Below are 13,687 nucleotides of genomic sequence, written 5' to 3'. Positions count from 1 at the left end.
GGTAAACTGGACCTTCCCTATCGCATCACGGCTGCGCTAGGCGCGGCCCGACCTTGAAGAGAGACACGGCACATGTTGCGCGACCCCAGCGTCAAATATCGTCCCTTCCCGCAGGTGGATCTGCCCGATCGGCAGTGGCCCAGCCGCACCATCACCAAGGCGCCGCGCTGGCTTTCCACCGACATGCGCGACGGCAATCAGGCGCTGATCGATCCGATGGACGGCGAGAAGAAGACGCGCTTCTTCGAACTGCTGGTGAAGGTAGGCCTCAAGGAGATCGAGGTCGGCTTCCCGAGCGCGGGCGCCACCGAGTTCGACTTCATCTCGGGGCTGGTCCGCGAAGGCAAGGTGCCCGACGACGTGATCGTCCAGGTGCTCACCCAGTCACGCCGCGACCTGATCGAGACCAGCTTCCAGTCGCTGAAGGGTGCGAAGCAGGCGATCGTCCATCTCTACAACGCCGTGTCGCCCGCCTGGCGCCGCATCGTGTTCAACATGAGCCGCGACGAAGTGCGCCAGATCGCCATCGAAGGCGCCAAGGTGCTGCGCGACGAGGCGGGGAAGCAGCCCGATACCGAGTGGCATTTCGAATATAGCCCGGAAACCTTCTCCACCGCCGAGCTCGATTTCTCGGTCGAGGTCTGCGAGGCGGTGATGGACATCCTGCGCCCCACGCCGGAGCGCCCGCTGATCCTCAATCTGCCGGCGACGGTGGAGGCGGCGACGCCCAACGTCTATGCCGACCAGATCGAATGGTTCTGCCGCAACATCCGGAATCGCGAGAGCGTCGTCATCAGCCTGCACACGCACAACGACCGCGGCACCGGCGTCGCCGCCTCGGAGCTGGGCCTGTTGGCCGGTGCGGACCGCGTCGAGGGCTGCCTGTTCGGCAATGGCGAGCGCACCGGCAATGTCGATCTGGTGACGCTGGCGCTCAACATGTACACGCAAGGCCTGAACCCCGGCCTCGACTTCTCGGACATCGACGAGGTGATCCAGACGGTCGAATATTGCAACCAGCTCCCCGTCCATCCGCGGCACCCCTATGCCGGCGATCTGGTGTTCACCGCCTTTTCGGGCAGCCACCAGGATGCGATCAAGAAGGGCTTCGCCTCGCAGGCGGCACGCAACGATCAGGTCTGGGACGTGCCCTATCTGCCGATCGACCCCAAGGATCTCGGCCGCGATTACGAGGCGGTGATCCGCGTCAACTCGCAGTCGGGCAAGGGCGGGGTCGCCTGGGTGATCGAGCAGGACAAGGGCCTCAAGCTGCCCAAGCGGATGCAGGCCGAATTCTCCAAGCACGTCCAGGGGCTGGCCGACGAGACCAGCCGCGAGCTCAACGCCGCCGACATCTGGGGCCTGTTCGAGCGCGTGTATCTGCCCGGTGACACGGACCGGATCGCGCTGGTCGACTATGAGGAGACGGGCAGCGCGGGCAGTCGCGTGTTCGTCGGCCGGATCTCGATCGACGGGGCGACGCAGTCGATCTCGGGCCGCGGCAACGGCCTGATCTCGGGCGTGGTCGATGCGCTGGCGGGTTCGACCGGACCGCGCTTCGACGTGGTCGACTATAGCGAGCACGCGATCGGCGGCGGCGCGGATGCGCAGGCGGCGGCCTATGTCGAGTGCCGTACCGAGGACGGCCGGACCGTGTTCGGGGTGGGCATCGATGCCGATATCGCGACCGCGTCGGTTCGCGCCGTGCTGAGCGCCGCCAACCGGGCCTGATCCACCGCACCTCGGGCTCGCCGGGATCGGCGGCCCGGGGGAGGGGCCGGTCTGCGGCGTCGCGGCCCCAATCTGGAACCCTGGCTGTCAGCGGCGGCGCAAGGCCACGCGGCGTTCGGCCAAGGCCGCGCTCCGCCGATCATGCTCCGTCTGGAAGCATAGGGTGATCCGTCGGCTGACGTCGGCATTGGCGCGCTCGCGCGACGCCTTGTCCTTCGATTGGTTGAGGGCTGCCTTCAGTTCGGCCTCGAACTTCGGCACGCAGATCATCATCGCATCGCAGCCGATCTGGTCGACCTCCCGGTCGCCGGTCGATCGCTTCGTGAGGCAGCGCGTGCCGCGTGCTGAAAGATCGAGCTTGCCGCGCCAATCGCGCAGCTTCCGGCCGATCACCACGATTTCTTCCTGCGCTGCTGGGTTGACCGGCGTAGCGGAGGCGAGCGTGTCTTGCAGGCTGGCGAACAGGGTAAGGGCAATGAGCATGGTGATCTCCCCGGATCATTCCATGCTGTGAACCTGCGTTTTTCAGGTCAAGTTGTTCTGAGGCCGAATCAATGCACCGTCGCGAGTTCGCGTTCGGGCGCAGCCATCCGCCCGCCCGCCGTCCGTTCGAAGCGGAAGGCCGCGGCGCGCTGCGCGAGGGCGTTCACCTCGCCCGAAAGGTTGCGGATCGCCGCCGAGGTTTCTTCCACCATCGCGGCGTTCTGCTGGGTTACCAGGTCCATCGCCTTCATCGCCGTCGCCACCTGGCTGACCGCTGCCGACTGGGCGTGGTTGTCATGGTCGATCGCGGCGATCAGGTCGTGCACCGCCTCGACGTCGCCCGAAATGGTGTCGAGCGCGGTGTCGGTATCGTGCACGGCGTCGGCGGCCTGGATGATGTCGACCTGGGTCTCGCTCAGCATGTCGCGGGCCTGCTTGGCCTGATCCTCGGCGCGCAGCGCGAGCGCGGCGACCAGGTCTGCCACCACCATGAAGCCGCGTCCGGCTTCGCCCGCCCGCCCGGCCTCGACCGCAGCGTTCATCGCGAGCACGCGGGTCTGGAAGGCGATCTTGTCGAGGCCTTCGATCACGCCGTCGATATTCTTGGCGCTGCCGCTGGCGCGGTCCATCGCCTGGACGGCGCGAGCGGTGGTGCCGCGGCCGTCGCGCAGCGCCGTGGTTGCCTCGCCCGCGCGCTTCACCGTATTGTCGGCGGCGATCATCGTCGCGCGCAGGCGCTCCTCGATCTTCTCCAGCGCCATGGTGGCCTGGGCGAGATTGGCGGCGCTCTTCTCGGTTCGTTGCGCCAGATCCTCGGAGCCATGCGCGATCTCGTTCGAGGTCGAGCGGATGTTCTCCGAGCTTTCGCTGACAAGCTGGATGCGGGCACGCAGCGACGCGATCGCCTCGTTGATGTTCTCGCGGAGCACTTCATACTCCTCCGGGAAACGGCGATCGATCGTACGGGTCAGGTCGCCCTCGCGCAGCGCAAGCAGACCGTTGCCGAGCACTTGGGTGACCTCGCGCTGTTCGGCGAGCTTTCGGGCATCGGCCTCGCTCTGGGCGGCGGCGGCGGCGCGGTAATGCTCGAGGCCGCAGGCGATGCGGCCCATCTCGTCGCTGCGATCCTGATAGGGGATGGTGGCTACTTCGCCGCGGGCAAGCCGGTCGGTCAGGCTGGAAAGGGTGCCGATCGGCTCCAGGACGCGGCGATACATGGTGAGGTAGAAATGGGCGGCCTGTGCCGCGACGATGACGCCCAGCACCGCGACGATCGCGATTGCCAGATAGAATTCGAACGTGCCGCTCGATGCCACCTGCTTCTGCTGTTCCGTGGTCATCGCGACGAGCTTGTCGATCGCGGTGCGGTGCTCGGCATAGAGATCGCTCAGCTTGGCGTAGCTTGCCTCCAGGGCGGCGCGATCATTCTTGCGGGCGGCGGGGAGGAAGCCCTGCTCCAGTTCGTCCCAGAAGCGCTGCGCGGCCGGATGGGCCTGCTGCAGCAACTGGGTGCGCAGGGCCTCGTTGACCTGGGCCTTCTGCCAGAACTGGTTGCGCGCCGCGTACAGCTTGTGGAGGCCTTCCAGCTTCTCCGCATGCGCGCCGACGGTTTCCGGGTTCCGGGCGATCAGCGTCGCCTCAAGGAACGGTTCGATGATGTATTCCGGCGGCGGCAGGATGTCCGCGATCAGATCGGCGTTGACCTGTTGTCGATGCTGCACCTCGCCCCCCATGCGGATGCGATCCAGGCGCCACGCTGCCAGCGCCCCGCCGACGAGCAGGATTGCCATCATGGCCAGCGCACTGTTGCGAACGAAGCTTGCAATCGACATTCACGATCCTCTGGTGGCAGGCGCACGTATCCCCTGACCGGCCTTCGGCGAGGAAGGCCCTCGGTAGATTATAGGGGAGAGGATCGGGGGCGGTGCCCCGATTCGAGATTATTCCTGCCTATTCGTAGGAATACGGATGATCTCGCAGCCGACCCGCGCATCGGGGTAAATATCCTGTTTCATCGAGCGAACGCGGACCTCCACGACGCGCGGGTCCCGCAGCGCCAGCGTGGCGACTTCCTCGCACAACACTTCCTGCAATTCGAAATGTCGCGAGCGGACAAGGGCATGGATACCTTCGCGCAGGAAGTCGTAATCGACCACCGCGTCGATGCGGTCTTCGGGTGCGGCGGGGTAGCGGCAGGTCATCGCGACGTCGATCCGCACGCGCTGCGGGGCGGCGCGCTCGTGCGCATGGATGCCGAGGCCCATGGAAACCTCCAGGGCGTCGAGATGGATCACATAGTCAGGCATCGGGGCGGTGCTCGCGTCCTTCGAACATCACGTCGCTGTCGCGTGCGAGGAAATGCTGGCCGCAATCGACGAACACATTCTGTCCGGTGATGCTGCGGCTTTCGAGTAGATGAGCGACGGTGGCGGCGATGTCGGCCGGATCGACCGTGCGGCGCAGCAGGTTCTGCGTACCGGTGCGGGCGAATTCCTCCTCGGTCTGGTCGAGGCTGGGGAGGGTCAGGCCGGGCGAGACCGCGTTCACCCGCACCCGCGGCGCAAGCTTCTGCGCTAGCATGTGGGTCGCGCCTTCGAGCGCGAGCTTGGAGCAGGTGTAGCTGAAGAAGTCGGGGTTGAGGTTGCCGACCTTCTGGTCGAGCAGGTTCACGACCGCGCCGGCTTCGAGATCGGCCTGGGCGGCCAGCGCCATCGCAAGGCCGACCGGGGCTGCCAGGTTCACATGCATATGCCGGTCGAGCAGCGCATGGTCGGCGATCGGCGCTTCGTCATAGGCGAACAGCGAGGCGTTGTTGACCACCGCGTCGAGCGGGGCGCCGAAGGCGGCGCGGCACGCATCGACCAGTGCCTGGGGGGCCGCGGGGTCGGCGAGCTCGGCGCAGACCACCGCAGCGCTTGCCCCGTTTTTCCGCAGGGCGGCGACGAACGCCTCCGCCTCGTCGGGCGAGTGATGGTGGTGGACGGCGACGGCCCAGCCGCGGGCGGCGAGTCCGCGCGAGATCGCCGCGCCGATGCGTCGTGCGCCGCCCGTGACCAGCACCCGTCCAGGCATCAATAGCCCATCAGCTTGAGCACTTCGGCCCGGCTGCGCTCGTCCTCGCGGAACACCCCCATCATCCGGCTGGTGACCATGCCGACGCCCGGGGTGCGCACGCCGCGACCGGTCATGCAGCCATGCTGCGCCTCGATCACCACGGCCACGCCCTGCGGGTGCAGATGGTTCCAGATGCAATCCGCCACTTCCGCGGTGAGCCGCTCCTGCACCTGCAGCCTGCGGGCGAAGGCGTGGAGGACACGCGCGAGTTTGGAGATGCCGACAACATGGTTCCTGGGCAGATAGGCGATCGATGCCTTGCCGGTAATCGGTGCCATGTGGTGCTCGCAATGTGACTGGAAGGGAATGTCTTTCAGCAGCACGATCTCGTCATAGCCGCCCACTTCCTCGAACACGCGGGACAGATGGTGGCCGGGATCCTCGGCATAGCCGGCGCAATATTCCTTCCACGCGCGGGCGACGCGCTGGGGCGTATCCAGCAGGCCCTCGCGGCCGGGATCGTCTCCCGCCCAGCGCAGCAGCGTGCGAATGGCCTCTGCCACGTTTTCGGGCACGGGGATCTTCGGCGAGGGCGCCACGAGATCGCCGTCCTCCGGATCATGATGGTGATCGTGCATCATTCGTCCTTTCGGTCGCCGGTCGGCCTTGCCGTTACGGCAGGCGTGCTTCGCAGGACGGCGCTCCGGAACCCCAACCTAAATCCGCCGAAAACCTAGGATTCCCGCGCATTTGGCAACGTTTGCTCCGTTGACCTCCGGGAAAGCCCGGCATTAGCTTCCACATGCAAAAACAGCAAAGTCGCGACCGGCGCAAGATCGGGGCGAGCAGGGAGAGACAAATGACCATGACGAAGGGCGAGCTGCTCGCCGCGACGGCGCTCATCCTTGCGCCGGTCGCACCCGTGTCGGCGCAGGACCGGCCGACAGCGCCGGCGCCGGTATCGGGCATGGAGCAGGAGCAGGAGCGTGGCTATGTCGCGGCGAACGAGATCATCGTAACCGCCACCCGCCGCAACGAGACCGTGCAGGACGTGCCCGTGGCGATCACCGCCATCGGGCCGCAGCTGCTCGAAAATGCGGGCGTCGACAATCTCCGCGACCTGGAGCAACTGGCGCCCTCGCTGCAATCGTCGACCGGCCAGTCCTCGGCCACGGGGACCACCATCTATCTTCGCGGCATCACCACCGGCGGCGACAATCCGGGGTTCGAGCCCTCGGTAGGCGTGTTCATCGACGGCGTGTTCCGCGCCCGCTCCGGCGTGGCGATCGCCGAGCTGCCGGAGCTGGAGCGGGTGGAGATCCTGCGCGGGCCGCAGGGCACCCTGTTCGGCCGCAACACCTCTGCCGGCGCGCTCAGCATCTTCACCGCCCAGCCCCGGTTCGAGACCGGCGGCTATGTCGAGGCGGGCTATGGCAACTACAACGCCTATGAGGCGCGGGGCGCGGTCACCGGGCCGGTGGCGGATAAGGTCGCGCTGCGGCTGGACGGCGCCTATCGCAAGCGCGACGGCTATATCGCGGATGCCAATGGCGACCGGGCGATGAACGACCTGAACCGCTGGCTGGTCCGCGGCCAGGCGCTGTTCGACGGCGGACCCGTCACCGTCCGCCTGATCGGCGACTATTACGAGACGGACGAACGCTGCTGCGCCGCCGTTTCCGCCGTGCGCGGGGCGCTGGCGCCGGTGATCCAGGGGATCGCGGCGGCACAGGGGCTGACCGGCCTCTACGCCGGTGCGCCTGCCGATCGCATCCAGGCGATCTCGCCCAATCGGACCTACGGCGAGAAGGTGCGCGACTATGGCGTGTCGGGCGAGCTGAACTGGGAGCTGGGCGGCATCAAGCTCACCGCGATCACCGCCTATCGGCGCTGGCAGGTGCTGCGATCGCAGGACATCGATTATTCGGGCATCGATCGCGCCTATCGCGAAGGCTATCGCAACCAGCTGGTCGACTTCACCCAGGAAGTGCGGCTGCAGGGCTCGGCGATCGGCGGCAGGCTCGACTGGCTGGTCGGCGCCTTCTATCTCAACGAAAGCAATCGCCTGCGCGACACCGTGCGTACCGGCAATGATTCCAACCGCTATGTCGATTCGATCTTCTCGGCACAGCTGCGGCCGCTGTTCGGCACGCCCGTGCAGTTCTACGGATCGCTGGGGCCGGGGGTGCCGACCTTCGGACAGGTGCTGCTCAACCCCGGCGTGCCGGTTGCCGCCTATGGCCAGCTCGCCCCGCTCGTTCGCCTGTTCCGGGCGCAGGCCGGCATCGCACCGCTTCCCGGCGTGCCGGTGGTGCCGGGGCTTGCCGCGCTGGCGCTTCAGCCGCTGCCCGGCAATCTGGCGGGACAGGGCAACAACGACAACAACTATCGGGTGAAGACCGATGCCGTTGCGCTGTTCACGCACAATATCTTCCACCTGACGGACAGGCTGTCGATGACCCTCGGCGCGCGCTGGAACCATGAGCGCAAGGACCTGCGTGCCACGATCAACAGCACCACCGGCGCCTGCACCTTCTTCAACCAGGCGCGGACCGGCAATGCGGCGGCGGCGGCCTACGCCAATATCCTTCGTCAGGTGCCGGGGCTGTTCAACAACCTGTTCCTGCTCAGCTGCAATCCGGCGGTGAACAGCGAGTTCAACGGCGCCTATGCCGATACGCGCACCGAAGACCAGCTGACCGGCACGGTGAAGCTCGCCTACAAGTTCAGCCCGCATGTGCTCGGCTATGCGAGCTATGATCGCGGCTACAAGTCCGGCGGCTACAATCTCGACCAGGCGGCGTTCGATACCGTCCTGCTCGGCGGCAACGGCGCACAGGCGGGTGACCTGCATTTCTCCCGCGAAACGGTCGACGCCTATGAGCTGGGTCTGAAGACCCAGCTCAGCCGACAGTTCACGCTCAACCTGGCCGGCTTCTACTCGAAATTCTACAACCTCCAGAGCCTCGTGTTCAGCGGCACCAACTTCGTCGTGCAGAACGTGCCCAGAACGACCAGCAAGGGCGTGGAGGCGGAAGCGACGCTGCAGCCGGTGCGCCCGCTGATCTTCCAGCTGGGCTATAGCTATATCGATGCGCGCTACGACGACGACGGCCGGAACTTCGCGGGCACGCCGCTGATCGGCAAGGGCAACCTCCAGATCGACAACCAGCCGCGGCACACGCTTACCGTCGCCGGCACCTGGACGCCGCGGATCGCCCGCGGGCTCGACGCGCTGTTCCATGTCGACATGCGCTACAACAGCGAGGTCAACATCCCGTCCAGCCCGCCCGACGCCAACGGGCGCAACGTCCTTGCCAACCCGGGCTATCCGCTGGTCTCGGCGGCGATCGGCGTGCAAAGCCCCGATGGGCGGCTGCGGCTGACCTTCTGGATCGAGAACCTCACCAACCAGTTCTACTACATCACCGGCTTCGGCGTGCCCGAGCAGAACGGCAACTATGCCGGCTACCCCGGCACGCCGCGCTTCTACGGCGTGCGGGCACGGTTCGGATTCTAGCTCAGTGCTCGAACAGGCGGTCGAGCGGGCCGTCGGCAAGGCACCAGAGCAGCGCGACCAGCGCCGCACAGGCAAGGCCCGCCGCCGGCGAGACGAACGCGACCGCGAGGCCGCCGAGGTACAGCAGGCAGGCTAGGGTGCCCTTGCGCAGCGTGCGACGGTGATAGGTCCGGGCGGTGCTGCCCTGCGCGCCCGTCCGGCGGATCACCCGCTGCAGCCAGTTATAGGCGAAGGAGGGCAGCAGCAGTAGCAGCATGTAGAGGAGGGTGGCTTCGCGGCTGAAATGCTGCTCGCCAAGGGTCGCGGTGGCGAAGGGCACCAGCGAAAGCGTGAACAACAGCACGATGTTCGACCAGAGCAGCGCGTTCCCGGCGCGGGTGGCGAACTGGAACAGCCGGTGGTGGTTCACCCAGTAGATCGCCACATAGGCGTAGCTGAGCGCATAGGCGAGGAAGACGGGCCATTGCCGCAGCAGCGCGCCGAGGCCGGGCTGCTGCGGGGCGTGCAGTTCCAGCACCATGATGGTGACGATGATGGCGATCACGCCATCCGAAAATGCCTCTACCCGCTTGGCGCCGTCGCGGCCTTCCTGGTCCCGCATGTCCCGTCCTCCTGCCTGCCCACGTGGTGGCGCAGGCAGGAGGCGGAGGCAACTAGACCAAGGGTTTAGGTCTAGCGAGGCCCCAGGCCTCAAATCGTCACCCCCGCGAAAGCCGGGGTCCATTGGCCTGTCGGGTTCGGATCGAGCCGCGGCCGCGTGGCGAATGGATCCTGGCTTCCGTCGGGATGACGGGGAGAGGTTACTTCGCCGAAAAGGCGGCGTTGATGTGCAGCTTCACTTCGTCCGAGACGAAGGGGACATACTTGTCCATGCCGAAGTCGCTGCGCTTGATCGTGGTGGTCGCCTCGAAGCCGAAGTTCAGCTTCTTCATCATCGGGTTGGTGCCGGCGCCGACCAGGCTGGTCTCGAGCGTGACGGGCTTGGTGACGCCGTGCAGCGTCAGGTCGCCGGTTACCTGCGCCTTGGTGCCGCTCACCACGACCTTGGTCGAGACGAAGCGGATCGTCGGATACTTGGCGGAATCGAAGAAGTCCGGCGAGGCGAGGTGCTTGTCCAGCGCCGAAACGGTGGTGACGATGCCGCTGGTCGGGATGGTGATGTCCAGCTTGGCGTCGTTCGGCTTGGCCGGGTCGATGGTCAGCGAGCCGGTGGTGCCGCCCACCTGGCCGGTGAACTGGCTGAAGCCGAAATGGTTGACGGTGAAGTCGACCTGGGTGTGGCCGGTGTCGACCACATAGGTGCCGGCGGGAACGCGGCTGGCGTCGGCCTGGCCGGGCAGTTCCTGGGCAAAAGCGACCGGCGCGGTCGCGAGAAGGGCGAGGGCAATGAGAGCGCGCATGACAAATCCCCTTGGGTGGTTGCGTCATGCCCGTAATGAGGCCGCCGGCCGCGCAATGCTAGTGCGCAGCCGGCAACCTAAAGTTTCCGCTAATGATCAATTCTTGGATTGATCGACCAGCTTGTTCGCGCCGATCCACGGCATCATCGCGCGCAGCTCGCTGCCCACCTGCTCGATCTGGTGGCGCTTGGCGGCGATGCGGCTGGCCTTCAGCTCGGGCTGGCCGGCGCGGTTGTCGAGCACGAAGTCCTTGACGAAGCGGCCCGACTGGATGTCGGCAAGCACGCGCTTCATTTCCTTCTTGGTCTCTTCGGTGATGATGCGCGGGCCGGTCTTGATGTCGCCATATTCGGCGGTGTTCGAGATCGAGTAGCGCATGTTGGCGATGCCGCCCTCATACATCAGGTCGACGATCAGCTTCAGCTCGTGCAGGCACTCGAAATAGGCCATTTCGGGGGCATAGCCCGCCTCGACCAGCGTCTCGAACCCGGCCTGGACCAGCGCGGTCGCGCCGCCGCACAGCACGGCCTGCTCGCCGAACAGATCGGTCTCGCACTCTTCGCGGAAGTTGGTCTCGATGATGCCCGAACGGCCACCGCCGACGCCCGACGCATAGGCCAGCGCCACGTCATGCGCATTGCCCGAGGCGTCCTGGTGGATCGCGATCAGGCAGGGCACGCCGCCGCCGCGGACATATTCGCTGCGCACGGTGTGGCCCGGGCCCTTCGGCGCGATCATGATCACGTCGATATCCGCCGGCGGCTCGATCAGGCCGAAATGCACGTTGAGGCCGTGCGCGAAGGCGAGCGCCGAGCCCGGCTTCATGTTGCCCTTGAGGTCGGCCTCCCAGATCGCGGCCTGGTGCTCGTCGGGCGCCAGGATCATCAGGATGTCGGCCCAGGCGGCGGCTTCCTTGTTCGGCAGCACCTTGAAGCCGGCGGCTTCCGCCTTGGCGGCCGAGGCCGAACCCGGGCGGAGCGCGATCGCGACTTCCTTGACGCCCGAGTCGCGCAGGTTCTGCGCGTGCGCATGGCCCTGGCTGCCATAGCCGAGAATGGCGATCTTCTTGTCGGTGATCAGGTTCAGATCGGCGTCGCGATCGTAATAGACACGCATGTTGTAGTTCTTCCCTTTCAAATCGGCGGTGCGCAGGCGCGCGGAGAAATTCAGGCGGCTTCGCGGCCGCGCGAGATCGCGACGATGCCGGTGCGGGCAACTTCCACAAGGCCCACTTCGCGCATCAGTTCGACGAACTTGTCAATCTTGTCGGTCGTGCCCGTCACCTCGAACACGAAGCTGGAGATGGTCGCATCGACCACGCGGGCGCGGTAGACCTCGGCAAGGCGCAGCGCCTCGATCCGGTGATCGCCGGTGCCGACCACCTTCACCAGCGCCAGCTCGCGTTCGACATGCTCGCCCTTGGTGGTGAGGTCGACCACCTTGTGGACGGGCACCAGCCGCTCGAGCTGGGCGATGATCTGCTCCATCACCGGTGCCGACGCGAAGGTGACGATGGTGATACGGCTGATCAGATCGTCGTCGCTGATCTCGGACACGGTGAGCGACGAGATATTGTAGCCGCGCGCCGTGAACAGGCCGGCGATCCGCGCGAGGATGCCGGGCTCGTTATCGACGATGACCGCCAGCGTGTGGCGCTCGATGGCTTCTTCCTTGATGTGCATTTCTACCCCTTCGATCCTGCTCGGTCAGGAGCGGACCCGTGTTCCGGTCAAACCAGCGCCTTGGCCTCGTCGTCCATCTCGCCGGAGACTTCGCTCGCCTGGAGCAGCATCTCGGTGTGCGCAGCGCCCGATGGGATCATCGGGAAGCAGTTGGCCAGCTTCGCCACGCGGCAATCGACCAGCACCGGGCCGTCATGGTCCAGCATCGCCTGGATGCCGTCTTCCAGCTCGGAGCGCTTCTCGATGCGGATGCCCTTCCACCCATAGGCTTCTGCCAGCTTCACGAAGTCCGGCAGCGCGTCCGAATAGCTCTCGGAATAGCGCGACTGGTAGGTCAGCTCCTGCCACTGGCGGACCATGCCCATATATTCGTTGTTGAGGATGAAGATCTTCACCGGCAGCCGATATTGCGTAGCGGTCGCAAGTTCCTGGATGTTCATCTGGATCGACGCTTCGCCCGCGATATCGATGACCAGCGCATCGGGGTTGCCGAGTTGCGCCCCGATCGCCGCCGGCAGGCCATAGCCCATCGTGCCGAGACCGCCGCTGGTCAGCCACTTATTCGGCGCCTCGAAGCCGAAATGCTGCGCCGCCCACATCTGGTGCTGGCCGACTTCGGTGGTGATGATCGGGGCACGGTGCTTCGTCGCCTCGTACAGCGCGCGGATCGAGCGCTGCGGCATGATCGTCTCGCCGCCTTCCGGGAAATCGAGGCAGCGGCGCGCACGCCAGCCCTGGATGCGGCTCCACCACTCGCCGAGATCGGGCTTCGGATGGCCGCGCTGCTTCCAGCTCTCGACCATCGCGTCCAGCGCCCGCGCGCAATCGGCGATGATGGGCAGGTCGACGCGGACATTCTTGTTCACGCTGGAGCGATCGATATCGATGTGCACCTTGCGGCTGTTCGGCGCGAATGCATCCAGCCGACCGGTGACGCGGTCGTCGAACCGCGAGCCCACCGCGATGATCAGGTCGGCCTGGTTCATCGCCATATTGGCTTCATAGGTGCCGTGCATGCCCAGCATGCCGAGCCACTGGTCCGACGAGGCGGGCAGGGCGCCCAGTCCCATCAGCGTCGAGGTGACCGGTGCGCCGGTCAGCGCCGCCAGCTCGCGCAGCAGCCGCGTGGCCTCAGGCCCCGAATTGATCACGCCGCCGCCGGTGTAGAAGACCGGGCGCTCGGCCGCGGCCAGCATGTCCACCGCTTCCTGGATCTTCGCCGCTTCCGGCTCGGTCTGGGGGCGGTAGGTCTTGTGCTGGATCGGGCCCGGCGCCTCGTAGCGCGCGGTCGCGACCTGGACGTCCTTGGGAATGTCGATCACGACCGGACCAGGGCGACCCGAGGTGGCGATGTGGAATGCCTCATGGATGGTCGCGCCCAGCAGCTCCGGCCGCTTCACCAGATAATTGTGCTTGGTGCAGTGGCGGGTGATGCCGACCGTGTCCGCTTCCTGGAACGCATCGGTGCCGATCAGCGCGGTCGGGACCTGGCCGGTGATGACGACCATCGGGATGGAGTCCATCAGCGCATCGGTGATGCCCGTGATCGCGTTGGTGGCCCCCGGACCCGAGGTGACCAGGACGACGCCCGGCTTGCCGGTGGAACGGGCATAGCCCTCGGCGGCATGGGTCGCGGCCTGCTCGTGGCGGACCAGGATGTGCTTGATCCGGTCCTGCTTGAACAGGGCATCGTAGATCGGAAGCACGGCACCGCCGGGATAGCCGAACACGACTTCCACCCCGAGGTCGGTCAATGCCTCGATCAGGATGTCTGCGCCGCTCTTCTCGGTCACCTTTGCCTCCACACGTCGTAAAAA

At 66.2% G+C, this 13,687-nt stretch carries 12 protein-coding genes; 2 read left to right on the top strand and 10 right to left on the bottom strand.

Annotated features, from left to right (window positions below; translation table 11 throughout):
* The first annotated feature begins 72 nt into the window (after positions 1–72).
* Entirely contained in the window at positions 73–1,731 is a 1,659-nt protein-coding gene (gene leuA, locus KK7_RS0103890) for a 2-isopropylmalate synthase (protein ID WP_010543333.1), read from the top strand.
* An 87-nt stretch (positions 1,732–1,818) separates the two neighbouring features.
* On the opposite strand, the gene KK7_RS0103885 is transcribed toward leuA, so the two are convergent.
* The 5 genes from KK7_RS0103885 to folE form a co-directional block, all read right to left on the bottom strand.
* Positions 1,819–2,214 carry a hypothetical protein gene (locus KK7_RS0103885; RefSeq protein ID WP_010543332.1) on the bottom strand — a complete coding sequence of 132 codons (396 nt, stop codon included), beginning with the start codon at positions 2,212–2,214 and terminating at the stop codon, positions 1,819–1,821.
* Between the two features lie 68 nt (positions 2,215–2,282).
* Complete coding sequence (locus KK7_RS0103880) at positions 2,283–4,046, bottom strand: methyl-accepting chemotaxis protein (RefSeq protein ID WP_010543331.1); 1,764 nt, start codon at positions 4,044–4,046, stop codon at positions 2,283–2,285.
* Between the two features lie 108 nt (positions 4,047–4,154).
* The gene (locus KK7_RS0103875) at positions 4,155–4,520 is read right to left on the bottom strand and encodes a dihydroneopterin aldolase (RefSeq protein ID WP_010543330.1); all 366 of its coding nucleotides are present in this window, start codon (positions 4,518–4,520) and stop codon (positions 4,155–4,157) included.
* Entirely contained in the window at positions 4,513–5,286 is a 774-nt protein-coding gene (locus KK7_RS0103870) for an SDR family oxidoreductase (RefSeq protein ID WP_040597544.1), read from the bottom strand. Before KK7_RS0103870 ends, KK7_RS0103875 begins: the two co-directional genes overlap by 8 nt.
* Positions 5,286–5,909 (bottom strand): GTP cyclohydrolase I FolE, encoded by a 624-nt coding sequence (gene folE / locus KK7_RS0103865; RefSeq protein ID WP_010543328.1) that lies wholly within the window; start codon positions 5,907–5,909, stop codon positions 5,286–5,288. Before folE ends, KK7_RS0103870 begins: the two co-directional genes overlap by 1 nt.
* A gap of 218 nt (positions 5,910–6,127) precedes the next feature.
* Between folE and KK7_RS0103860 the strand changes: the two genes are divergently transcribed.
* On the top strand, positions 6,128–8,788 hold the full coding sequence (locus KK7_RS0103860; RefSeq protein ID WP_010543327.1) for a TonB-dependent receptor: 2,661 nt from the start codon (positions 6,128–6,130) through the stop codon (positions 8,786–8,788).
* 1 nt (position 8,789) lies between these two features.
* On the opposite strand, the gene KK7_RS0103855 is transcribed toward KK7_RS0103860, so the two are convergent.
* The 5 genes from KK7_RS0103855 to KK7_RS0103835 form a co-directional block, all read right to left on the bottom strand.
* Entirely contained in the window at positions 8,790–9,389 is a 600-nt protein-coding gene (locus tag KK7_RS0103855; protein WP_010543326.1) for a TMEM175 family protein, read from the bottom strand.
* 199 nt (positions 9,390–9,588) lie between these two features.
* Positions 9,589–10,188, bottom strand: a complete 600-nt coding sequence (locus KK7_RS0103850; protein WP_010543325.1) for a YceI family protein — start codon at positions 10,186–10,188, stop codon at positions 9,589–9,591.
* 96 nt (positions 10,189–10,284) lie between these two features.
* Positions 10,285–11,304, bottom strand: coding sequence for a ketol-acid reductoisomerase (ilvC, locus tag KK7_RS0103845; RefSeq protein ID WP_010543324.1), 1,020 nt, complete (start codon positions 11,302–11,304; stop codon positions 10,285–10,287).
* 50 nt (positions 11,305–11,354) lie between these two features.
* Positions 11,355–11,870 carry an acetolactate synthase small subunit gene (gene ilvN / locus KK7_RS0103840; protein WP_010543323.1) on the bottom strand — a complete coding sequence of 172 codons (516 nt, stop codon included), beginning with the start codon at positions 11,868–11,870 and terminating at the stop codon, positions 11,355–11,357.
* A 47-nt stretch (positions 11,871–11,917) separates the two neighbouring features.
* On the bottom strand, positions 11,918–13,663 hold the full coding sequence (locus tag KK7_RS0103835; protein ID WP_010543322.1) for an acetolactate synthase 3 large subunit: 1,746 nt from the start codon (positions 13,661–13,663) through the stop codon (positions 11,918–11,920).
* Positions 13,664–13,687: the final 24 nt, after the last annotated feature.

It is taken from the genome of Sphingomonas elodea ATCC 31461 (genome assembly GCF_000226955.1).
GTDB lineage: Bacteria > Pseudomonadota > Alphaproteobacteria > Sphingomonadales > Sphingomonadaceae > Sphingomonas > Sphingomonas elodea.
Note: the sequence above shows the minus strand (reverse complement) of the source record. Positions and strands in the feature narration are given on the sequence as shown.

Bases quoted from the DNA above. Each gene is read 5' to 3' on its own strand.
- leuA (WP_010543333.1), top strand. From the start codon at position 73: ATGTTGCGCGACCCCAGCGTCAAATATCGTCCCTTCCCGCAGGTGGAT.
- KK7_RS0103885 (WP_010543332.1), bottom strand. From the start codon at position 2,214: ATGCTCATTGCCCTTACCCTGTTCGCCAGCCTGCAAGACACGCTCGCC.
- KK7_RS0103880 (WP_010543331.1), bottom strand. From the start codon at position 4,046: ATGTCGATTGCAAGCTTCGTTCGCAACAGTGCGCTGGCCATGATGGCA.
- KK7_RS0103875 (WP_010543330.1), bottom strand. From the start codon at position 4,520: ATGCCTGACTATGTGATCCATCTCGACGCCCTGGAGGTTTCCATGGGC.
- KK7_RS0103870 (WP_040597544.1), bottom strand. From the start codon at position 5,286: ATGCCTGGACGGGTGCTGGTCACGGGCGGCGCACGACGCATCGGCGCG.
- folE (WP_010543328.1), bottom strand. From the start codon at position 5,909: ATGATGCACGATCACCATCATGATCCGGAGGACGGCGATCTCGTGGCG.
- KK7_RS0103860 (WP_010543327.1), top strand. From the start codon at position 6,128: ATGACCATGACGAAGGGCGAGCTGCTCGCCGCGACGGCGCTCATCCTT.
- KK7_RS0103855 (WP_010543326.1), bottom strand. From the start codon at position 9,389: ATGCGGGACCAGGAAGGCCGCGACGGCGCCAAGCGGGTAGAGGCATTT.
- KK7_RS0103850 (WP_010543325.1), bottom strand. From the start codon at position 10,188: ATGCGCGCTCTCATTGCCCTCGCCCTTCTCGCGACCGCGCCGGTCGCT.
- ilvC (WP_010543324.1), bottom strand. From the start codon at position 11,304: ATGCGTGTCTATTACGATCGCGACGCCGATCTGAACCTGATCACCGAC.
- ilvN (WP_010543323.1), bottom strand. From the start codon at position 11,870: ATGCACATCAAGGAAGAAGCCATCGAGCGCCACACGCTGGCGGTCATC.